Origin of the sequence: Streptomyces olindensis, from assembly GCF_040645895.1 — a bacterium.
GTDB lineage: Bacteria > Actinomycetota > Actinomycetes > Streptomycetales > Streptomycetaceae > Streptomyces > Streptomyces olindensis.
Window position 1 is genome coordinate 34,435 of the sequence record NZ_JBEYZD010000038.1, and the last position, 20,815, is coordinate 55,249.

General features: G+C 73.6%; 18 protein-coding genes. 6 read left to right on the forward strand and 12 right to left on the reverse strand.

From position 1 onward, the window contains the following. Positions 1 to 19 precede the first annotated feature (19 nt). The 8 genes from ABZ948_RS24050 to ABZ948_RS24085 form a co-directional block, all read right to left on the reverse strand. A complete protein-coding gene (locus tag ABZ948_RS24050) occupies positions 20 to 1,408 on the reverse strand; it encodes an aldehyde dehydrogenase family protein (RefSeq protein ID WP_359762706.1) in 1,389 nt (462 codons plus the stop codon). A 127-nt stretch (positions 1,409 to 1,535) separates the two neighbouring features. Continuing rightward, positions 1,536 to 2,876, reverse strand: a complete 1,341-nt coding sequence (locus ABZ948_RS24055) for an ABC transporter ATP-binding protein (protein ID WP_359762707.1) — start codon at positions 2,874 to 2,876, stop codon at positions 1,536 to 1,538. 236 nt (positions 2,877 to 3,112) lie between these two features. Beyond that, a complete protein-coding gene (locus tag ABZ948_RS24060) occupies positions 3,113 to 4,204 on the reverse strand; it encodes a class F sortase (RefSeq protein WP_359762709.1) in 1,092 nt (363 codons plus the stop codon). A 493-nt stretch (positions 4,205 to 4,697) separates the two neighbouring features. Continuing rightward, complete coding sequence (locus ABZ948_RS24065) at positions 4,698 to 5,285, reverse strand: hypothetical protein (RefSeq protein WP_359762711.1); 588 nt, start codon at positions 5,283 to 5,285, stop codon at positions 4,698 to 4,700. A gap of 99 nt (positions 5,286 to 5,384) precedes the next feature. Next, on the reverse strand, positions 5,385 to 6,638 hold the full coding sequence (locus ABZ948_RS24070; protein ID WP_359762713.1) for an MFS transporter: 1,254 nt from the start codon (positions 6,636 to 6,638) through the stop codon (positions 5,385 to 5,387). Positions 6,639 to 6,669: 31 nt separating this feature from the next. Then, the gene (locus tag ABZ948_RS24075) at positions 6,670 to 8,109 is read right to left on the reverse strand and encodes a CitMHS family transporter (protein ID WP_359762715.1); all 1,440 of its coding nucleotides are present in this window, start codon (positions 8,107 to 8,109) and stop codon (positions 6,670 to 6,672) included. A gap of 135 nt (positions 8,110 to 8,244) precedes the next feature. Then, a complete protein-coding gene (locus tag ABZ948_RS24080) occupies positions 8,245 to 10,500 on the reverse strand; it encodes a molybdopterin oxidoreductase family protein (RefSeq protein ID WP_359762717.1) in 2,256 nt (751 codons plus the stop codon). Between the two features lie 148 nt (positions 10,501 to 10,648). After that, a complete protein-coding gene (locus ABZ948_RS24085; protein WP_359762719.1) occupies positions 10,649 to 11,266 on the reverse strand; it encodes a TetR/AcrR family transcriptional regulator in 618 nt (205 codons plus the stop codon). On the opposite strand from ABZ948_RS24085, the gene ABZ948_RS24090 reads away from it, so the two are divergent. From ABZ948_RS24090 to ABZ948_RS24110, 4 genes are all read left to right on the forward strand, one after another. Further along, positions 11,249 to 12,340, forward strand: a complete 1,092-nt coding sequence (locus ABZ948_RS24090; RefSeq protein WP_359762797.1) for a hypothetical protein — start codon at positions 11,249 to 11,251, stop codon at positions 12,338 to 12,340. The two genes, ABZ948_RS24085 and ABZ948_RS24090, sit on opposite strands and share 18 nt — an antisense overlap. A 564-nt stretch (positions 12,341 to 12,904) precedes the next feature. Then, the gene (gene hmgA / locus ABZ948_RS24100; protein WP_359762721.1) at positions 12,905 to 14,230 is read left to right on the forward strand and encodes a homogentisate 1,2-dioxygenase; all 1,326 of its coding nucleotides are present in this window, start codon (positions 12,905 to 12,907) and stop codon (positions 14,228 to 14,230) included. 27 nt (positions 14,231 to 14,257) lie between these two features. Next, the gene (locus tag ABZ948_RS24105; RefSeq protein ID WP_359762723.1) at positions 14,258 to 15,004 is read left to right on the forward strand and encodes a GntR family transcriptional regulator; all 747 of its coding nucleotides are present in this window, start codon (positions 14,258 to 14,260) and stop codon (positions 15,002 to 15,004) included. An 87-nt stretch (positions 15,005 to 15,091) separates the two neighbouring features. Then, positions 15,092 to 16,237, forward strand: coding sequence for a type ISP restriction/modification enzyme (locus tag ABZ948_RS24110; RefSeq protein WP_359762726.1), 1,146 nt, complete (start codon positions 15,092 to 15,094; stop codon positions 16,235 to 16,237). Here ABZ948_RS24110 and ABZ948_RS24115 read toward each other — a convergent pair. Next, positions 16,234 to 16,950 carry a TetR/AcrR family transcriptional regulator gene (locus ABZ948_RS24115; RefSeq protein WP_359762728.1) on the reverse strand — a complete coding sequence of 239 codons (717 nt, stop codon included), beginning with the start codon at positions 16,948 to 16,950 and terminating at the stop codon, positions 16,234 to 16,236. The two genes, ABZ948_RS24110 and ABZ948_RS24115, sit on opposite strands and share 4 nt — an antisense overlap. 63 nt (positions 16,951 to 17,013) lie before the next feature. Here ABZ948_RS24115 and ABZ948_RS24120 point away from each other — a divergent pair, with 63 nt between their 5' ends. Continuing rightward, positions 17,014 to 17,970: an ATP-binding cassette domain-containing protein gene (locus tag ABZ948_RS24120; protein ID WP_359762730.1), complete on the forward strand. Its 957-nt coding sequence runs from the start codon at positions 17,014 to 17,016 to the stop codon at positions 17,968 to 17,970. Continuing rightward, positions 17,967 to 18,749 (forward strand): ABC transporter permease, encoded by a 783-nt coding sequence (locus tag ABZ948_RS24125; protein WP_359762732.1) that lies wholly within the window; start codon positions 17,967 to 17,969, stop codon positions 18,747 to 18,749. The genes ABZ948_RS24120 and ABZ948_RS24125 overlap by 4 nt, the downstream gene beginning before the upstream one ends. 181 nt (positions 18,750 to 18,930) lie before the next feature. Here the strand turns inward: ABZ948_RS24125 and ABZ948_RS24130 are convergent, their stop codons facing one another. From ABZ948_RS24130 to ABZ948_RS24140, 3 genes are all read right to left on the reverse strand, one after another. After that, positions 18,931 to 19,197: a hypothetical protein gene (locus ABZ948_RS24130; RefSeq protein ID WP_031116539.1), complete on the reverse strand. Its 267-nt coding sequence runs from the start codon at positions 19,195 to 19,197 to the stop codon at positions 18,931 to 18,933. A gap of 126 nt (positions 19,198 to 19,323) precedes the next feature. Then, positions 19,324 to 20,142, reverse strand: coding sequence for an anti-sigma factor (locus ABZ948_RS24135; RefSeq protein ID WP_359762735.1), 819 nt, complete (start codon positions 20,140 to 20,142; stop codon positions 19,324 to 19,326). Then, the gene (locus ABZ948_RS24140) at positions 20,139 to 20,681 is read right to left on the reverse strand and encodes a sigma-70 family RNA polymerase sigma factor (protein ID WP_359762737.1); all 543 of its coding nucleotides are present in this window, start codon (positions 20,679 to 20,681) and stop codon (positions 20,139 to 20,141) included. Before ABZ948_RS24140 ends, ABZ948_RS24135 begins: the two co-directional genes overlap by 4 nt. Positions 20,682 to 20,815: the final 134 nt, after the last annotated feature.

Here is a 20,815-nt window from a genome sequence, read left to right on the forward strand (position 1 = left end):
ACGGAAGGGACTCCCCTGACTAGAACTGGAGGGACTTGGTCTGGAGGTACTCGGCCAGGCCGTGCACGCCGAGTTCACGGCCCACGCCGGACTGCTTGTAGCCGCCGAAGGGGGCGAGCGGGTTGAAGCGGCCGCCGTTGATGTCGACCTGGCCGGTCTCCATCCGGCGGGCGAACGCCACGGCCTCGGCCTCGTCCCCGGCCCAGACGGCGCCGGCCAGGCCGTAGACCGTGCCGTTGGCGATCCACAGGGCGTCCTCCTCGTCCTCGTACTCCAGGATCGACAGGACCGGGCCGAAGATCTCCTCCTGCGCGATGGTCATGTCCTCGGTGACGTCGGCGAAGACGGTCGGGCTGACGAAGAAGCCCGTCTCGCGCGGGGCCTCGGGGCCGCCGGCGACCAGGCGGGCGCCCTCGGCGACACCCTTCTCGATGTAGCCGCGCACCCGGTCCCGCTGCTTGGCGTTGACGACCGGGCCGATGCGCTCGCCGTACTTGGCGGCGGCCGTGGCGGCGAGCTCCACCGCCTCGTCGTACCGGTCGCGGTGGACGAGCATCCGGGTCCAGGCGCTGCACGTCTGCCCGGAGTTGGACATCACGTTGGCGACGCCGACGTTGACGGCCTTGGCCAGGTCGGCGGTCGGGAGGATCACGTTGGCGGACTTGCCGCCGAGTTCGAGGGCGACCTTCTTGACCTGCCCGGCGGCGATCGCGGCGATCCCGCGGCCGACGGCGGTGGAGCCGGTGAAGGAGACCAGGTCGACACCGGGGTGCTCGGCGAGGGCCTGCCCGGCGACCGGGCCGAGGCCGGTGACCAGGTTGAAGACGCCCGCGGGGATGCCGGCCGCGTGCACGGCCTCGGCGAAGAGCCGGGCCACCAGCGGGGTGTCCTCGGCGGGCTTCACCACGATCGTGCAGCCGGCCGCGAGGGCCGGGGCGGCCTTGGCGACGATCTGGTGCAGGGGGTAGTTCCAGGGCGTGATCGCGGCCACGACACCGATCGGCTCGTGGTGCACCACCGAGTTGCCGGTCTTCTCCTCGAAGGAGTACGTCGCCGCCAGCTCGGCGTAGGAGCCCGCGACCGCGATCGGCACGGCGGCGTGCACGGCCTGCGAGAACTTCAGGGGCGAGCCGAGTTCGGCCGTGACGGTCTCGGCGATCTCGTCCGCGCGGGCCACCAGCACGTCCCGCAGGGCGGCCAGGCGCGCCGCGCGCTCGGCGGGCGGGGTCGCGGCCCAGCCGGGCAGGGCCGCACGCGCGGCCCGCACGGCGGCGTCGACGTCCTCGGCGGTGCCCGCCGGTACCGTGCCGATGACCTGCTCGTCGACGGGGTTCACGACCTCGATCACGTCCTGGCCGGCGGCGGGGCGCCAGGCACCCCCGATGTACATGCCGTCGTGTGCCTTCATCGCGCTTCCTCCGGGGCGGGGCGTCGTCGTCCGGCACATAAACTAGCGACGATAGTTTTCTCACGCCAGACGTTCCGGGTCCGGATCATCACAGCACGGAGCCGGGGCCCGCCGGGTGTGCGGCTCCTCACTCCCCCAGGTCGGGCAGGCGCGCCGGGTGCGGGCAGATGCGGTCGCCGTGCTGGTCGAAGACGAAGAGGTGGGCGAGGTCGACCAGGAGCGGCACCTGCATACCGTGGCGGAGGGCCAGGTCCGGGGTGGTGCGGACGATCAGGTCACCGGGCAGGCGGGGTTCGGCGGCCGCGGGGCGGGGATCGGCGTCCCCGGGGTGCTCCAGCGCCACCACGGGCCCGGCCCGCCCGGCTCCGGTCCGCTCCCGCAGGCGGGTGAGGACCGAGCCCTCCCGGCGGCGGCGCCGGGCGGGACGGCCGGGGCGGGGGCGCGGGGCCTCCAGTTCCGGGACGACGGCCGGGCTGGAGCCGGTGTTGAAGTGGACGAGGATCTCGTGCCCCTGGAACTCCACGTGCTCGACCAGCCCGGTGATCGGCACCTCCCCGGGGCGGGCCGCGCTGTGCTTGGCGATGCGCACGGCCTCCGACCGCAGGCCGACGATGACCTCGCGGCCCTGCTGGACGCGCAGCAGCTGGTGGTCGAGCGAGAGCGGCTCGGGCAGGCGCAGGAACTGCTTGCCCAGGCTGATGGTCATCGCCCCGTCCAGGGGTGCCCGCACCAGGCCGCGCAGCAGGTTGATCCGCGGGGTGCCGATGAACGCGGCGACGAAGACGTTGCTGGGCAGCGCGTAGACGACCCGCGGGCTGTCGACCTGCTGGAGCACACCGCCGCGCAGTACGGCGACCCGGTCGCCGAGCGACATGGCCTCGGCCTGGTCGTGGGTGACGTAGAGGGTGGTGACGCCCAGTTCCTTGGTGAGCTGGGATATCTCAGCGCGCAGGTGCGTGCGGAGCTTGGCGTCCAGGTTGGACAGCGGCTCGTCCATGAGGAAGGCGGAGGGGTGGCGGGCGATGGCCCGGCCCATGGCGACCCGCTGGCGTTCACCGCCGGAGAGCTGGCCGGGCAGGCGGTCGAGGAGGTCCTCGATGCCCAGCATGCGGGCGGTGGCGTCCACGCGCGGGGCGGGGTCCGTGCCCGGGGCTTCGATGCGCAGCGGGAAGCCGATGTTGGCCCGGCTGGTCATGTTCGGGTAGAGGGCGAAGTTCTGGAACACCATCGCCATGTCCCGGCCGGACGGCGGCAGGTCGTTGGCGTACTCGCCGTCGAGCAGCAGCTCGCCCTCGTCGATCTCCTCCAGGCCGGCGATCATCCTGAGCACGGTCGACTTGCCGCAGCCGGACGGGCCGAGCAGCACCAGGAACTCGCCGGGTGCGATGTCCAGCGACAGCCGGTCCACCACGCGGGCGCCTCGCGTGTAGGACTTGCTCACGTCGTGCAGGGAGATGGCGCGTGTCATGAGGGGCCCCCGAAGGGTCATCAGGGCGCTGGTGCTCCGCGGTCGGAAACCCCCTGCGGGTCGCACGGGGCTGTGGGTCACGGAAGTTAACGGAATGTGCGCGTGCGGGGGAAGAGACCGGGCGGGATCGGGTGCTCCGGTCCATCTGGTGAGAAGGCGGACGGCCTGATTCGGCCGGGCGCGGGACGTCGGCGCGGGTCGCCGGTGCGGGTCGCCGGTGCGGGTCGCCGGTGCGGTCAGCGGACGCCGGTGAGGTGGGCGAAGACCACGACGTTGCCGGAGTAGCCCTTCCTGCGGTCGTAGCTGCCGCCGCAGGTGATCAGGCGCAGCTCGGGGCGGCCCCGGGCGCCGTACACCTCCTGGCTCGGGAAGTGCGCCTTCTCGTACGACTTGATCCTGTCCACGGTGTAGACGGCGATCCGCCCGTCCGCGCGGCGGACCTTGACGATCCGGCCCCGCTTCAGCTCGGTCAGCCCCGCGAAGACGGCGGGACCGCTGTCGGTGTCGAGGTGCCCGACGGCCACGGCGGTGCCCTGCTCCCCCGGTGAGGCGCCCTGCTTGTACCAGCCGACCAGTTTCGGGTCGTCCTCCGGCGGTGCGGTGAGACGGTGCTCGCGGTCGAGGCCCAGGTCCATGACCGGGGCGTCCACGCGCAGGTAGGGGATGAGCACGCGGGTGGCGCGGGAGGGGGGCAGGGCGCGGGGTTTCCGGGTGGCGGGGGCCGGGGGGCGGGCGCGGGGTGCGGTGGCGGCGCGGGGGCGGTGGGAAGCGGCGGCCGGCGGGTGCGGGCGGCGGGGCGCGCGGTCGTCGATCCCGTGGGCGCCGGGCCTGCGGGTGGGGGACGCGAGGGCGCGGGGCCGGGACCCGGGGGTGTGGGTCACGGGTGTGGAGCGTGCGGGGGCTGGGGAGGTGCGCTTGCCGGGCCGGGGCGACGCCGGAGGGCGGGAATGAGCGCCCGGGACACGACCGGAACCACCGGGCACGGCGGCGGAGGCCGTACTTCGACCGGAGCCGCCCGGCACGGCGGTGGTGGCCGTACCCCGACCGGAACCGCCGGGCGCGGCGACCGGGGCGGTGGAGCCATGCGGCAGGGCGGCCATGCCGGTGCCGGAGCCGCCCCGCACGGCGCCGCTTCCGGAGCCGCGCAGCGCATCGGCGGCACCGGTGCCGGAGGCCGGCGGAGCAGCCGTTCCCGTGCCGGAGCCGCCCGGCACGTCGGCCGAGGCGATCTCGGCGGGGTCGTGCGGGAGGGCCGTGACCGTGGTGCTGGGCTCCTCGCCCCGGTCCCACCAGACGCCGACCAGCAGCAACGACACGGCCAGCAGCACCGTCCGCGTCAGACGGTAGGCACGCGTCCGGTACCAGGGCCTGCGGGCCCGCCGGGGCCACGCGGCGGAACCCGGCTTCGCCCCGTGCCGAGGTCCGGCCCCATGCCGAACCACCGGGGCACGCTCCCCCCGCCGCCGACCGGACGAAGCGGCAACGGCCCCGGGCCGAGCCCCCCGCCGCCCCACCGGCACCTCAGCAGATCCAGCCCCGACCCCGCGCCGCCCCACCGACGAAGCCCAGCCGGACTGCCCCCGCCCCCCGGACAACGCCCCGGACGACGCCCCGGAACCGGACGCACCCCGCCCCACGACCTCCGCACCACCCACCCCGGACGCCCGCCGCCCCACGCCCTCCGAACGTCCGCCCGCGCGGAACTCGCGCCGCCCCACACCCCCGCCCGCACGGAACTCACCCCGCCCCACACCCCCGGTACCACCGCCCGCACCGGACTCGCGCCGCCCCACCGGAGCGGCGCGATACGCGGAACGTGGCCTACGCGGCGCCATCGGGGCGGCGACGGAGACGGAACCAGACCGTCCCGGCGACGGCGGCCAGGCCGACGGCGGCCGCGCCGGCGACCGGTGTGAACGCCTCGCCGCGGGCGATGCCGCCGCCGCCCGCCGGCGGTCCGCCGACCGGCGTCGTCGGCTTGGAGGTCGGGCAGTCGACCTTGAACACCTTGAACTTGCCCGCGCCGTGGGCCTGGTCGGTGAGCCACGTGAGTTTGTACTGCCCGTTGGGCAGGTCGACGGCCTCGGTGCGGCCCTTGCCGCCCCGGTCGGCGGTGAACGTGCCGGTGCGGGTGGCCCCGCCCGGGACCTCCGGCTGGGTCTGGATGGTCCAGTTGACCTTCTCGCCCGGGTCGAAGTTGAACGCGGCGAGGTAGAAGTCGCAGACCTTCGGGTCGTTGCGCTGGTCGTCGGCCCGGGTCGTGCTGGCGTGGATCTTGACGTCTCCGTTGTCCCCCGGGATGGGTTGGGCGACGGCGGGCACACCGCTCAGGGTGGTCCCTGCGAGGGTGAGGGCGGCGAGGACGGCGGTGCGGGTGCCGGCACGGCGCGCGAGGGGTACGACGGGCATGAAGATGCCTCCAAGTCAGATGATTTTCATACAAACTCCTCGTCATCTGACTCTCTGTCACGCCACCGCCGAACGGCGGCAACACCGCCCTACGACGCCTCAGATATCGCCCTTCCGGCGCAGCGCCACCCCGCGCCGACGCGCCCTCGGCACCTCCCGGGCCTTCTCGCTCCCCGCCCCTTCCGGCTCCCGCGGCGACCGCACCGCGACCCCGGAGGACACCAGCAGCAGCACCCCCAGCATCACGAACGGCGCCGCCACACCCGCGACCCCGGCGATCAGCCCGGCCGCGGCGGGCGCGGCGACCTGGCCCAGCCGGTTGCCGGTCAGCCGCAGCGCGAGGGCCGTGGAACGGGCGTCGTCGGGGGCGGCCTGGACGACCGTCGTCATGGACAGCGGCTGCCCGACCCCGAGGCAGAAGCCGAGCGCGACCAGCACCGCGGCGAGCGCCCACACCGGCACCGGCAGGGCGATGCCCGCGCACAGCACGGCCGCCAGCAGGCAGGTCACGGTCAGCAGCACGGTCCGGCCGAGCAGCCGCAGCAGGGGCGTCAGCACGAGGCGGCAGGCGATCGTGGCCGCCGCGCGCAGGCTGAGCAGGACGCCGATGACGGACGGCGCGATGCCCCGGTGCTCACCGACCACCGGCAGGTAGGCGGTGAGGATGTCGGTCGCGGACAGCACGGCGAGGCTGATGAAGATGCCCGCGGGCACGCCCCGGGTGCGCAGGATGCCCCGGACCGGGATGCGGTCGCCCTTGTCCGGACGCGACGCGGCCGTCGTCCGGCGGTGCTCGATGCGCCACAGCGAGGTGAACGCCACCGCCGCCACCCCGCCCGCCACGATCAGGGCGAGCGCGCTGGTGCCCACCCGGTCGTCACCGCCGATCAGCGCGCCCGCGGCGATCGGGCCGACCAGTTGGCCGAGCGCGGCGCCGATGGTGAAGTGGCCGAAGTTGCGGTCCTGTTCGTGCGGCTCGGACTGCCGGGCGACGAGGGACTGGGAGCCGATGACGAAGCAGAGGTGGCCGAGGCCCATCACCCCGCTCCACAGGGCCATCGCCCACAGGGAGCCCGCCACGCCGCTGAGCGCGCAGCCGCCGGAGATGAGCACCACGCCGACCGGCAGCAGCGGCGCGCAGCGGCCGTGGTCGGTGCGGCGGCCCAGGGGGACGGCGGCGAACAGCGGCAGCAGCGCGTACACACCGGCGATCACACCGACGGCCCGCTCGTCCGCGCCCAGCGCGAGGGCCCGGTAGGAGACGGCGGGCCGGGCCATCGACACCGCCCCCTGCGCGAAGCTGAAGGCGATGACGAGGCGGAGCAGCCAGCCGCGGTATCCACCGGGCCTCACGATGTCCTCCACGGGAGCGTCGGTCGAGCGGTCAGATGATGCCGAAGAGCATGCCCGCTCCGAGGATGACCAGGCAGGTGAGGGCGGCCCACTTCACGACGAACTTCGTGTGGTCGCCGAACTCCACCTTCGCCATGCCGACCAGGACGTAGACGGCCGGGACGAGCGGGCTGGACATGTGCAGCGGCTGGCCGACCAGGGAGGCGCGGGCCATCTCCAGCGGGGAGACGCCGTGCGCGGCACCGGCCTCGGCGAGGACGGGCAGGACGCCGAAGTAGAAGCCGTCGTTCGACATGAAGTAGGTGAGCGGCAGGCTCAGGATGCCGGTGACGAGGGCCATGTGCGGGCCCATGCTGCCGGGGATGACGTCGACCATCCACTTGGCCATGTTGTCGACCATGCCGGTGCCCTGGAGGACGCCGGTGAAGACGGCGGCGGCGAACACCATGCCGGAGACGTTCAGGACGTTGTCGGCGTGGGCGGCCAGGCGGGCCTTCTGGTCGGGGATGTGCGGGAAGTTCACGGACAGGGCGAGCGCGGCGCCGAGCAGGAACAGCACCGGGATCGGCAGCCACTCCATGATCATGGCGGTGAGCAGGGTGACCGTGAGCAGCGCGTTGAACCAGTAGAGCTTGGGGCGCAGGGTGGGCCGGTTCGGGTCGAGGCCCTGGAAGCCGTCGTCGTCCGCGGAGTCCCCGGCGTCGTCGGTGTTCTCGCTGTTCTCGGCGTCCGTGCCGGAGCCGGCGCCGCCCGTGGCGCCCTTGCGCATGGAGACCTTGCCGCGGCCGGAGCCGCCGGCGCCCACGAGGACCGTCTCGGTCTCCTTCTCCTCGTCCAGCACCTCGTCCAGCGTCAGCACGCCCAGCCGCCTGCGCTCGCGCACACCGAGGACGTAGGAGAGGACGAAGACGAAGAGCAGGCCGACCAGGAGCGCCGGGATCATCGGGACGAAGATGTCGCTGGCGTCGAGCTTGAGCGCGGTGGCGGCGCGGGCGGTCGGGCCGCCCCACGGCAGGGTGTTCATCACGCCGTTGGCCATGGCGGCGACACCGGTCATCACGACCAGGCTCATCTTCAGGCGCTTGTACAGCGGGTACATCGCCGAGACGGTGATCATGAAGGTGGTGGAGCCGTCGCCGTCCAGCGACACGATCGCCGCGAGCAGGGCGGTGCCCACGACGATCCGCATGGGGTCGGCTTTACAGAATTTGAGGATGCCTCGCACGATCGGGTCGAAGAGACCGACGTCGATCATCACTCCGAAGTAGACGATCGCGAACATGAGCATCGCCGCGGTGGGGGCGAGGTCGGTCACGCCGTCGAGGACGTAGTCGCCGAGGTTGGCGCCCTTGCCGACGAACACGCAGAACAGCGCGGGAATCAGCACGAGCGCCGCGATCGGCGACATCTTCTTCATCATGATCAGGACCAGGAAGGTCGCGATCATGGCGAAGCCGAGGATGGTCAGCATGAGTGGATACCTAACGTTCGCCCTTGAACATCCCACCAGGGCCGGCGGTGTCCGCGACGTTAGGTCCCGTCAAGCAGCGTTAACAAGACGTTGACGTGCGAGCAATAAGCGCAAAACTGCTGGTCACAGCTTTGCTCAGGTCAGAGGCGTGAGCTTTTCGGTCAGGGATGGGGTCGCGGGGGCGACGTCGACGGGTACGCCGTTGAGGACCGCGTTGCCCGACAGCGGGTCGAGGAGACTGCCGTCGAGGAGCTGGTTGACGTTGACGCCCGGGTCGGTGGCGGCGTGGGCGAGGCGGGTGCCGGGGCGGTCGTGGCCCCAGCCGTGCGGCAGGCTCACCACACCGCGGCGGACCGTGTCGGTGACCTCGGCCGGGGCGGTCACCTCTCCCCCGGCGCCCTTCACGCGCACGGGCGCCCCGTCCTCGACGCCCAGCCGTGCGGCGTCCTCGGGGTGGATGTGCAGGGTGCAGCGGTTGGAGCCGCCGGTCAGGGCGGGCACGTTGTGCATCCAGCTGTTGTTCGAGCGGAGGTGACGGCGTCCGACCAGGACGAGCCCCGCGGGGCGTTCCGCCAGGGCCGCGCGCAGCCGGGGCAGATCGTCGGCGATCGGGCCGGGCAGCAGCTCCACCTCGCCGCTGCGGGTCTTCAGCGGCTGCGGCAGGCGGGGCCGCAGTGGGCCGAGGTCGATGCCGTGCGGGTGCGCGAGCAGTTTCTCCAGGGTCAGTCCGTCCGGCCGGGCGCCGAAGCCGTCGCCGTAGGGGCCGAGGCGGAGCATCATGTCGAGCCGTCGCTCGGGGCCGTCGTCGCCGGTGAGCCGGGCGGCGAGCTCGCCGGGGTCGCGGCCGTGCACGGGCGAGTGCGGTTCCGCGACGGCCTTGCCGAGGGTCTGGTCGACGACCATCCGGTCGACGGCGGCAGGATCGGCCCCGTGCATGCCCGTCACGGCGAGGATCAGACGCGCCAGGATCTCCGTCTCCGCCATGCGGTCCGGCTCCAGCGGGATCGCGGGGCGGGTGTAGCGGACCTGGTTGCGTACGGCGAGGGTGTTGAGGGCGAAGTCGTGGTGCGGGCTGCGGGAGGGCGGGGGCGGGGGCAGCAGCACGTGGGCGTGGCGCGAGGTCTCGTTGAGGTACGGGTCGACGCTGACCATGAAGTCGAGCGAGTCGAGCGCCTTGTCGAGCCGGTCGCCGTCGGGTGCGGACAGCACGGGGTTGGCGGCGACGGCGATGAGCGCGCGGATTGGCTCGCCCTCCTCGGTGGCGGTGTCGATCTCCTCGGCGAGGGCCGACAGGGGCAGCTCGCCCTTCGCCTCGGGGTGCCGGCTCACCCGGGAGTGCCAGCGCCCGAGGGCGAAGCCCCGGCCGGGCCCGGCGGGGCGTGGGGTCTTGTCGGTGGCGGCCTGCGGGAAGAGCGCGCCGCCGGGCCGGTCGAGGTTGCCGGTGAGGATGTTCAGCACGTCGACGAGCCAGCTGGCGAGGGTGCCGTGCGGGACGGTGCAGCTGCCGATGCGGCCGTACACGGCGGCCGCGGGGGCGGCGGCGAGGTCGCGGGCCAGGGCGCGTATGAGGCCGGCCTCCACGTCACAGGCCTCGGCGACGGCTTCGGGGGTGAACTCCCGCAGGGCGTCGGACAGTTCCTCGACGCCCTGGACGTGCGGGGTCGGGTCGACGAGGCCCTCGTCGAGGAGCACCCGGGCCATCGCCGCCAGCAGCAGCGCGTCGGTGCCGGGCCGCACCGCGATGTGCCGGTCGGCGAGCCTGGCGGTGCGGGTGCGCCGCGGGTCGATCACGACGAGGGTGCCGCCGCGGGCCTTGAGGGCCTTGAGTTTGCCGGGGAAGTCCGGGGCGGTGCAGAGGCTGCCGTTGGACTCCAGCGGGTTGGCGCCGATGAGGAGCAGGTGGTCCGTGCGGTCCAGGTCGGGCACGGGGATCGCGAGGGCGTCGCCGTAGAGCAGGCCGCTGGAGACGTGTTTGGGCATCTGGTCGACGGTGGAGGCGGTGAAGACGCTGCGCGTGCCGAGCCCGGCGAGCAGCACGGGCGGGTAGAGGGCGCCGGCCAGGGTGTGCACGTTGGGGTTGCCGAGGACGACACCGACCGCGTGCGGGCCGTACCGCTCGACGACCGGCCGGATGCCGGCGGCGACCGCGTCGAAGGCCTCCTCCCAGGTGGCCTCGCGCAGTTCGCCGTCCTTGCGCACCAGGGGCGTGCGCAGCCGGTCGGGATCGGAGTCGAGGGCCCCGAAGGAGGCGCCCTTGGGGCAGATGAAGCCCCTGCTGAACACGTCGTCGCGGTCCCCGCGGGCGTGCGTGACGCGCGTCCCCTCGATGGTGAGGGTCAGACCGCAGGTGGCCTCACAGAGGGGACAGATTCGCAGGGCGGTGCGGGACACGGGTCCTCCCGGGGCGGCGGCTACGGTGACGCACGGACGCGGCCGAGCATACCGACCGGTATGCACGGAGGGGAGCCCTCGCCGGCCCCGAGATCGGACGAGCGCCCCGGGGTGGCAGTCCGGGCCGGCCACCCCGGCAGCGTCGGCGTCAGTCGAGCACCCGGGCCAGGTACCCCCGCAGCATCTCCCTGGCCTCGCTGATGATCTTCTCGTCGCCCTCCGGCGCGAGCCGGAACGCCAGGTGTACGAGGGTGTCGGCGGTCTCCACGGCGATCAGGAACACCCGGCGCAGGTCCTCGTCGGGCTCGCGGTCGAGGTGGCCGGCGAGGAGTTCCGTGAGGCGGTCGGCGACGCGGTGGTTGGGTTCGGAGTCCCGGGCGCCGACGGGGATCTGGTTGCCGAAGTCGACCAGGGAGAAGCCGGGCGCGGTGCGCTTCATGTCCAGGTACTCGTCGAGCACGGCGTCCATGGCGTCGCGCCAGCCGCCGTCGCCCGCCTCCCGCAGGCGTTCGGTGACGCGGGCCGTGTACCGCTCCAGGTTGCGCTGGGCCAGCGCGTCGACCATCTGGCGCTTGTTGCCGAAGAAGCGGTAGACCGAGCCGATGGGGACGCCGGCGCGCTGGGCGACGGCACGGGTGCTCAGGGCGTCGTAGCCGACCTCGTCGAGAAGGTCGGCACAGGCGTCGAGGATCCTGGCCAGGCGTTCGGCACTGCGCCGCTGCACGGGCGCACGACGGAGCGATGTCGCGTGGGGCACGGACTTCATGATGCCTGTCCGGCACGGCCCGGTGAACCTCGCCCCCCGGACTGCGCCCCGGCGTCCGGGCCGGAAGCCCCCGCCCCCGGCTGGGCGGTCGCGCACGGCGCCGCATGCGCCCTTGCCCCCGACCGGGCAGCCCCGCTCGACAACCCCAGCGCCCCCACCCCCGCCGGACCGGTCGCGCACGGCGCCGCAAACGCCCTTGCCCCGGACCGGACAGTCCCGCTCGACAACCCCAGCGCCCCCACCCCCGCCGGACCGGCCGCGCACGGCGCCGCAAACGCCCTTGCCCCGGACCGGGCAGACCCACTCGACAGCCCCAGCGCCTCCACCCCCGGCCGGGCGATCCCACTCGGCAACCCCCGCGCCCTCACCCCCGCCGGACCGGTCGCGCACGGCGCCGCAAACGCCCTTGCCCCGGACCGGACAGTCCCGCTCGACAGCCCCAGCGCCTCCACCCCCGGCCGGGCGATCCCACTCGACAACCCCCGCACCCCCACCCCCGCCGGACCGGCCGCGCACGGCGCCGCAAACGCCCTTGCCCCGGACCGGACAGTCCCGCTCGACAACCCCAGCGCCTCCACCCCCGGCCGGGCGATCCCACTCGACAACCCCAGCGCCTCCACCCCCGGCCAGGCGATCCCACTCAACAACCCCCGCGCCTCCACCCCCGCCGGACCGGCCGCGCTCGGCGCCGCAAACGCCCTTGCCCCGGACCGGACAGTCCCGCTCGACAACCCCAGCGCCTCCACCCCCGGCCAGGCGATCCCACTCAACAACCCCCGCGCCTTCACCCCCGCCGGACCGGTCGCGCTCGGCGCTGCGGGCGTCCCCACCCCCGCCCGGCCAGCCGTGCTCGGCGAAACAGACGTCCCCGCCCCGGGCCGGACAGTCACGCTCGGCGAAGCGGACGTCCCCGCCCCGGGCCGGACAGCCGCGCTCGGCGAAGCGGACGCCCCCGCCCCGGGCCGGACAGTCGTGCTCGGTGTCGCGTTCGGGCCGGGCTTCGACGCGGTGATGTCGGCGGTGCTCTCCACCGGCCTGCCGTCCACCGCCCACACCGTGCCGTCGTCGGCGTAGAGGCGGGCCGTGACGTGGTGCGTGCCGCGCGGGACGAGGCCGGCGGCCAGCCGGTGCCCGGGCGTGCGCAGCCGGGCGACGAGGCGGCCGTCCACGTAGAGGTGCGCGAGGCCCCGTCCGGGCACCGCCCGGGCCGCCGCGCCGGCCGGCGAGAAGCGGAAGTTCCGCAGGGTCAGCCGTACGTCCCAGCCGCCGGCCCGGTCGGGCTGCACCTGGACGCCGACGTCGGGGGCGCCCTCCCCCTCCACCTCGCGGTAGGGCCGCCCCTCCTTGTCCCGGTCCTCCAGGAGCCTGCCCACCGGGGTGGGCGACGCCCCGCCCTCCGGGGCGTCACCGGAGCCGCAGCCCACGGCTCCGGCCAGGAGGACACAGACCGCGAGCACGGTGAGAGGTCTGCGTGTCCACGACATATCCGGGAGCGTAGAACACCTGTCCGGACGGCCGGATCGTCCTCAGGTCGGGTTCGGGTCATCCGTGAAGAGGAGGGCCCGCGCCCCTCTTGCGCGACGGAAATCGCAATCCTACGGTGTCCCATAGGAATCGGACCGCAAGGGAGCAGCGATCATGGGCGCGGACGCGCGGAAGACCGCCGAAGGGCTGACCTACCTCTCCGGCTTCGGCAACGAGCACAGCTCCGAGGCCGTCCCGGGCGCCCTGCCCGAGGGCCGCAACTCGCCCCAGCGGGCCCCGCTCGGGCTGTACGCGGAACAGCTGAGCGGCACGGCCTTCACCGAGCCGCGGGCCCACAACCGCCGCTCGTGGCTGTACCGGATCCGCCCCTCGGCCGCGCACCCGGCGTTCACCCGGACCCACAACGGCTCGATCCGCACCGCCCCCTTCACCCAGACCGTGCCCGACCCCAACCGGCTGCGCTGGGACCCCCTGCCCGACCCGGCACCGGAGACCGACTTCCTGGCCGGCCTGTGGACCCTCGGCGGGAACGGCGACGCCACGCAGCGCACGGGCATCGCCGTGCACCTCTACACCGCCAACGCCTCCATGGAGCGGGTGTTCAGCGACGCGGACGGCGAGCTGCTGATCGTCCCGGAGCGCGGCGGCCTGCTGCTGCGTACGGAGTTCGGTCTGCTCCATGTGGAGCCGGGCCATATCGCGCTGATTCCGCGTGGTGTCCGCTTCCGTGTGGAACTGCTCGACGATTCCGCCCGCGGCTACGTGTGCGAGAACTATGGGGCGCCGTTCCGCCTCCCCGACCTGGGCCCGATCGGCGCCAACGGCCTCGCCAACCCCCGCGACTTCCGCGCCCCGGTCGCCGCGTACGAGGACGTCGAGGGCCCGGTGGAGGTGGTGAACAAGTTCTGCGGCAACCTGTGGACCGCCACCTACGACCACTCCCCGCTCGACGTCGTCGCCTGGCACGGCAACCATGTGCCGTACGCCTACGACCTGCGCCGCTTCAATGTGCTAGGCACCATCACCTACGACCACCCCGACCCGTCGATCTTCACGGTGCTGACGTCCCCGTCGGACACCCCGGGCCTGGCCGGAGTCGACTTCGTGGTGTTCGCGCCGCGCTGGCTGGTGGGCGAGGACACCTTCCGGCCGCCGTACTTCCACCGGAACGTGATGACCGAGTACATGGGCCTCATCGAGGGCGCGTACGACGCCAAGACCGCCGGGAAGGGGGGATTCGTGCCGGGCGGCGGCTCGCTGCACAACATGATGTCGGCGCACGGCCCGGACCGGGAGACGTTCGACCGGGCGAGCGCCGCCGAGCTGAGGCCGCAGAAGATCGACGACGGCCTGGCGTTCATGTTCGAGACGCGCTGGCCGGTCACCCTCACCCCGCACGCGGCCCGGGCGGAACACCTCCAGCAGCGCTACGACGACGTCTGGCAGGGCCTGGAGCGGCACTTCAACCCCTTGCACTGATCATTTCCCTACCGGTACGGATGGCCCGTGACCTCCTTCGCCCCGGACTCGATCGTCCTGAACCGCAAGCTGCCGCTCTGGTACCAGGTGTCGCAGTCGCTGCGCGCCTCCATCCTCGGCCGCTCGCCGCGGGACCCGCTGCGCCTGCCCACCGAGGAGCAGCTGGCCGGGCACTACGGGGTGAGCGTGCTGACCATGCGGCAGGCGCTGAAGGAACTGGAGGACGAGGGGCTCATCTCGCGGCACCGCCGGCGGGGCACGTTCATCGAGCCGGACGCGCGCCGGGGTTCGCCGGTGCGGCTGCTGGGCTCGGTGGACGCGATCGTGGCCCAGCAGTCGGGGATGACGACGGAGCTGCTGGCCCACGGCAGCACGCCCGTGCCGGGTGAACTCGCCGAGTTCTTCCCGGACGTGGCGGAGGTCGCGACGTACCACCGGCTGCGCAGCGACGAGAAGACCGGCGAGCCGACCAACCACGCCCGGAACTACGTCCGTCCCGAACTGGCCCCGCGGATCGACCTGGACGACCTCGTCCGGTGGCCCATGACCAAGGTGCTGCGGGACGTCGTCGGGGCGGACATCAGTCGCATCACGGACACCGTGCAGGCCCGGCTGGCCGACCCGGAGACCGCGAAGCTGCTCCAAGTCCCGCTGCTCAGCCCGATCCTGCACTACACGGGCGTGACGTACGACAGTGAGGGGCGGCCGCTGGACGTGGCCGTCATCCAGTACCGGGGGGATCGCTTCTCCTTCACGGTGACACTGGATGCGTAGGGATCGGCCCGCCGGCCGGTGGGGGCCGCCCGCGCCCGCGCGGAGCCGCGCAGGGCACGGCCCCGCACCCCGTCGGGGCGTCGTACGATGCGGGGCGTGACGCACGACGACGCTCCGCTGCTGGCGGACCTCATGCCGTGGTCCGTCGCACCGCCGCGGCTCGGCCGGGGCTGGCCGGCGGCCCCCGACGCGGCGTCCCTGAAAGCCCGCTGGGACGCCTTGGTGAAGGCCGAGGGGCCCGACCGCGAGGCGCTGTTCGAGCCGAGCCGCTCCCGCACGCTGCACACGGCGGTCGGCCAGTTGCCCGGCCGGGCCGACAGCGGTACGGAGAAGCTGGTGCGGGCCTCGGGCCCGTGTCCGGAGCCGGTGCGCGTGCTGCTCGCGCCCTTCGACGAGCAGTGGCTCATTCCCGACCAGCGGCTCATCGACGCGGCCCGCCCGGAGCTGTGGCGCGTGGCGGACGAGCGGCAGGCCTTCCTGGTGGAAGCACCCGAGACCCTCCTCGTCACCTCGCTGCTGCCCCTGGTCCGCCCCGGCCGGGTCCGCCCCCTCTTCCGGCGCCCGGGCGGCCGTGAACCGAACCTGGCGCCCGGCCTGCTGGAGCACTTGGGCCGCCGTCTGGGCGGCACGCCCGCCCCGCTGGACGTCCTGGCCTGGATCACGGCGACGGCCCGGCCGGACCTCACCGTCCCGCTCACCGGCGACGCCGACGAGTGGGAGCGGGGTGTGGAGCTGGGGCACCGGATGCTGTGGCTGATGCGCCGCGACGGCGAACGCCCGAAGCTCCCCGGCGGCCGCCGCCCCTACGTCCGCGCCCCGCTGCCCTCCCGGCCGCCGGCCCTGCGCTACGACCGGGACGAGGAGGCCCTGCTGCTGGACGAGGGCCGCATCTCCCCGGTGCCGCCCGAGGCCTGGGACTTCGAGGTGGGCGGCGTCCGCGTCCTGGAGCAGTGGTTCGCGGCACGCGTCACCGATGCCGAGCCGGGCACCCTGGCGGCGATCCGCCCGACCGGCTGGCCGCAGACCTGGACGTCGGAGCTGCTGGAGCTGATCACAGTCCTGGCACTCCTGGCCGAGCTGCGCCCCCTGGAGGACCTGACGCTCCCCGACCCGGTCACCACCGCCGAGCTGACCGAGGCGGGCGTCCTCCCCGTACCGGCGACGGCCCGCCGCCCGGCCTCGGTCCTGGACGGCCCCGAGGAGGGGCCGGAGGGGCAGCTCGCGCTGCTCTAGCGCAGGTCCGGGTCGAAGGCGTCCAGGACCCGTTCGAGCGCCCGGCGGAACACCGCCTCCAGATCGACCGGGCCGCTCTGCTCCGTGAAGGCAGCGGCCAGCCGCGGATACGCGCCGGTGGCCACCTGGCTGCCCAGGTACGCCATGCGGACCGCGTTCTCCTCCTCCACCGACCACGGCACGGAACGGGTGCGCTCCACGGTCGCGATGTCGTTCGCGGTGTACGTCGTCACCACGCCGTTGAGCAGCGCGACCAGTTCCGTCTTCGTCCCGCCCGGGACGTCCAGCGGTTCGAGGCAGGCCAGACAGTGCTCCAGGTAGCGCAGGGTGTTGGGGCCGAAGCCGTGGACGCCGGCCATCAGCCGCGGCACCCAGGTGTGGCGGCGCATGACGGCTCGCGTCTCCTCCGCGTTGCGGAGCATGTCGGCGCGCCAGTCACCGGTGGGCTCGAACAGCTCGTGCTCGGCGCCGACGGCGTCGATCATCAGCTCGTACAGGTCCTCCTTGCGGGGGACGTGGTTGTAGAGCGACATCGTGCCGCAGCCCAGTTCGGCGGCGATGTGCCGCATGGACACCGCGTCCAGGCCCCGCTCGTCCGCGATCCGCACCGCCGCCGCCGCGATGTCGGCGCGCGTGAACGCCGGCTTCGGCCCACGGCCGGTGCGCTCGGGGCGCGCCCAGATCACTTCGGGTACGGCCGCTCGGCCCGCCATCGGTCATCACCTCGGCCACCATCCTAGTTACGTACAGCGTACGTAGTGCGCTATGGTCATGCCATGACTTCTACGTACGCTGTACTTAGTGAGGGTCTGGAGAAGCGGTTCGGGGAGGTCCACGCCCTGCGCGGGCTGGACCTGGCGGTCGCCGAGGGGACGGTGTGCGGGGTCCTCGGGCCGAACGGGGCGGGCAAGACCACGGCCGTGCGGCTGCTGACCACGCTGCTGCGGCCGGACGCGGGCTCGGCCCGGGTCGCCGGGCACGACCTCGTCCGCGAGGCCGCCGCCGTGCGCAGCCGGATCGGCGTCACGGGGCAGGACACCTCGATCGACGGCGACCTCACCGGCCGTCAGAACCTCCAGTTGTTCGGCCGGCTGCACCGAGTGCGCGGACCGGCCGGCCGGACCGCCGAGCTCCTCGACCGCTTCGGGCTGACGGAGGCCGCCGACCGGCCCGCCTCCACCTACTCCGGCGGCATGCGCCGCCGCCTGGACCTCGCGGCGAGCCTGATCCGCCGCCCCGACGTGCTGTTCCTGGACGAGCCGACGACCGGACTCGACCCGGTCAGCCGCAATCTCGTCTGGGACGTGGTGCGCGGCCTGACCGCCGAGGGCACGACCGTGCTGCTCACCACGCAGTACCTGGAGGAGGCCGACCGGCTCGCCGACGACATCGCCCTGGTGGACCGGGGCCGGGTCGCGCACACCGGGTCGCCGGCCCAGCTCAAGGCGCTGGTCGGCGCCCACGCCGAGGTCGTGGTGCCGGACGCCGACGTACTCACGAAGGCGGCGGCCGTGCTCGACCGGCTCACGGGCGGTCAGCCGTCGTTCGACCACGCGCGCAACGCCGTCGGCGTGGTCAGCAAGGACCCGACGCTCACCCTGCCGCTGCTGGTGCGCGCCCTGGACACGGCGGGCGTGCCGCTGCTCGACGCCAGCCTGCGGCCTCCGACGCTCGACGACGTCTTCCTGCGCCTGACCGGAACCACCTACGAAGTGAAGGAGCGTGCCGCATGAGCATGCTGGCGTACGACGGAACAGCGATGCTGGGACGGCAGTTGCGGCGGGTGCGGAACAACCCGGGCCTGCTGATCCTCACCCAGACGATGCCGATCAGCATGCTGCTGTTCTTCGGCTACGTCTTCGGCAGCGCGCTGGCCATGCCGGGTGAGGCCTACCGGTCGTTCCTCGTGCCGGGCCTGCTGGTGGCGACCGCCGCGGGCGGGATCATGACCGGCATGTTCCAGGCCGCCCACGACACGCACCGGGGCGTGGCGAACCGCTTCCGTACGCTGCCGATGAGCCGGGCGGCCGTACCGCTCGGGCAGGCCGCCGCGGACGTCGTCGTCACGGCGGCCGGGACGGTGCCGTTCCTGCTGGTGGGGCTCGCGGTGGGCTGGCGGGTCGAGGGCGGCCCGCTCGAAGCGGTCGCGGCCTTCGGGCTGTTGCTGCTGTTCCGCTTCGCGTGCACCTGGGCCGGGATCTACCTCGGGCTGCTCACCCGCAGCGAGGAGGCGTCCGGTCAGCTCGGCGGGGCGACGTTCCTGCTGCCGCTGCTGTCCAGCGCGTACATCCCGACGAGCGGGCTGCCGGGGTGGCTGCGGACGGTCGCCGAGTGGAATCCGATCAGCGCGGTGACGACGGCCCTGCGGGACCTGTTCGGCAACGCGCCGGTGCCGGACGGGGCGGCCTGGCCGGTGGCCCACCCCGTCGCGGGGTCGCTGCTGTGGTGCGCCGTGCTGCTCGGGGTGTTCGTGCCGCTGGCCGTGCGCCAGTACGCGCAGGGGGAGCGGTGAGCGGGCGGTTCGGGCGTCGAGGCCGCGCGGGGCCCCCGGTCACTGCCGGGCGGGGATGAGACACCGACAGGGGGCGTACCGCGCTCGGGAACACACCTGGCGCCGCTGCGTGCCGCGGGGATGACGGACGACGAGTGCGCAGCGTGCGCCGGGGGCGGTGCGACCGCCCGAGCGCGGGCCCCTACTTGCCGCCGAACAGCGAACGGCGCAGGCGGCGCAGCGGTGCGAAGAGCGAGACGCGGCGTACGCGCGCGCCCCTGCCGCTGCGGTCGTGCGGCTGGCGCGCGGTCAGTTCGCGCATCAGCGAGGTCGCCTCGACCGTCTCCCGCTGCGGGACGGCAGGGCCCGCCAGCACCGAGAGGTGGCGGTCGAGGCGCGAACTGGTCGCGCTGCTCCCGCAGGTGATCGCAGGGACCCTGGCCCTGCTGCGCACTGTTATCTGTTCCATGTCACTCCCCACCCGTACGAGTCCACCCGGCCCGGGCAGGTTAACCCTATCGCCCCGTCCGAGCACACGTGTATCGCGGTCACAGGATTCACCTTCCCCATAAGGGGGTTGACGATGTATCTCCGATCACTCTCCGAATCCAACAGATTTCAGGGCGAGTTGGACGATCGGCTGCGTAGTGGGCTGGGGCGATCCACCGGCCGGCTCGACGGTCACGGCCAGTGACGACGCGGAGGTGCCGAGACCGGTCGCGACCAGCGGCGTGTCGCCCTCGAAGAGGCCCAGGGAGCGTGGTTGCGCGCCCGGGCGCATGAGCCACAGCTGGTGCACGCGACCGCCCGGCGGGGCGCCGTATCCGCCGAGGGTGACGACCGCGCTCCCCTCCGTGGCGGAAGCGATCACTCCGATCGTGCGGCCCCGGCCGTCCCGTCCGCTGCTCGCGCGGGCGTCCGGAGCTGCCAGAACGTGGGCGATCTCACGTGACCGGTCGCGTTCGGCGGCCAGTTCGTCCTGGGTGCGGTTCGCCTGCACGGCGAAGAGCGAGGCGACCACGAGGGCCGCGGCGGCGGTGGCCGTGGCGAAGGGCACGAACAGCGGGATCCGGCGCCGCTCCCGCTGTCGCGGCGGCGGCTGGGTGCCCCACACGTGCGGCGGCAACTGCGTCGCACGCGCGCGTGCCGGTGCCCGGGCGGCGTCCCGGGGCGCGGGGTCCTGCGGGGTCGTCCGTACGGCGGTCATGACCCGGTCGCGCAGGGCGGCCGGGGCCGGGGCGGCGGCCGACCAGGCGAGCCGGACGGCGTCCTCGGACAGGGCGCGCACCTCGGCGGCGCAGCGGTCGCAGCCCTTCAGGTGCTTCTCGAAGCGGACCCGTTCCAGGGGGTCGAGGGCGTCCAGCGCGTAGGGCGCGGCGAGCGAGTGCAGGTCCTCGCGGCGGAAGAGGCTCATGCCACGCCTCCCAGGCACTCGCGCATCCGGGTCAGCCCGTCGCGCATCCGCGTCTTGACGGTGCCCAGCGGCAGGGAGAGCCGCTCGGCCACCTCACGGTACGTGTAGCCCTCGTAGTAGGCGAGCGTGACGGACTGGCGCTGCAGGACCGTGAGCCGGTCCAGGCAGCGGCGCACCAGCTCGCGTTCCAGACCGGCCTCGACCTCCTCGGTGACGTGGTCGAAGGCCGGCTGGTTGGCGCGCAGTGCCTCGCGCTGCTCGCGCTCCCCGGCCGCCCGGGCGCTGCGCACCCGGTCGACGGCCCGGCGGTGGGCGAGGGTGAGGATCCAGGACATGGCGCTGCCGCGCCCCGGGTCGAACTTCGCGGCGGACCGCCACAGTTCGAGCAGCACCTCCTGAGCCACCTCCTCCGACTGGGCGGGGTCGCGCACCACACGCCGTACGAGCCCGAACACCGGGCCGGACACCAGTCCGTACAAATCCTCGAACGCCCTCTGGTCCCCGCTCGCCACGAGCAGCAGCAGTTCGTCCGCCTCCACTCGGTCCCCCTCTCCGAGGCCGCACCGGGCCTGTCCCCTCATTCGAGGCATTCGCAACGCACACACCTCCGGATGGGGTTACGGATCAGCGCCCGGAAAACGCGGGTCCCCCGGTGATGAAACAACTTTTCAGA

What these genes read in the sequence shown, in the direction of transcription:
- hmgA (WP_359762721.1), top strand. Translation starts at nt 12,905, where the DNA reads ATGGGCGCGGACGCGCGGAAGACCGCCGAAGGGCTGACCTACCTCTCC.
- ABZ948_RS24110 (WP_359762726.1), top strand. Translation starts at nt 15,092, where the DNA reads ATGCGGGGCGTGACGCACGACGACGCTCCGCTGCTGGCGGACCTCATG.
- ABZ948_RS24120 (WP_359762730.1), top strand. Translation starts at nt 17,014, where the DNA reads ATGACTTCTACGTACGCTGTACTTAGTGAGGGTCTGGAGAAGCGGTTC.
- ABZ948_RS24130 (WP_031116539.1), bottom strand. Translation starts at nt 19,197, where the DNA reads ATGGAACAGATAACAGTGCGCAGCAGGGCCAGGGTCCCTGCGATCACC.
- ABZ948_RS24085 (WP_359762719.1), bottom strand. Translation starts at nt 11,266, where the DNA reads ATGAAGTCCGTGCCCCACGCGACATCGCTCCGTCGTGCGCCCGTGCAG.
- ABZ948_RS24115 (WP_359762728.1), bottom strand. Translation starts at nt 16,950, where the DNA reads ATGGCGGGCCGAGCGGCCGTACCCGAAGTGATCTGGGCGCGCCCCGAG.
- ABZ948_RS24050 (WP_359762706.1), bottom strand. Translation starts at nt 1,408, where the DNA reads ATGAAGGCACACGACGGCATGTACATCGGGGGTGCCTGGCGCCCCGCC.
- ABZ948_RS24075 (WP_359762715.1), bottom strand. Translation starts at nt 8,109, where the DNA reads ATGCTGACCATCCTCGGCTTCGCCATGATCGCGACCTTCCTGGTCCTG.
- ABZ948_RS24055 (WP_359762707.1), bottom strand. Translation starts at nt 2,876, where the DNA reads ATGACACGCGCCATCTCCCTGCACGACGTGAGCAAGTCCTACACGCGA.
- ABZ948_RS24135 (WP_359762735.1), bottom strand. Translation starts at nt 20,142, where the DNA reads ATGAGCCTCTTCCGCCGCGAGGACCTGCACTCGCTCGCCGCGCCCTAC.
- ABZ948_RS24125 (WP_359762732.1), top strand. Translation starts at nt 17,967, where the DNA reads ATGAGCATGCTGGCGTACGACGGAACAGCGATGCTGGGACGGCAGTTG.
- ABZ948_RS24065 (WP_359762711.1), bottom strand. Translation starts at nt 5,285, where the DNA reads ATGCCCGTCGTACCCCTCGCGCGCCGTGCCGGCACCCGCACCGCCGTC.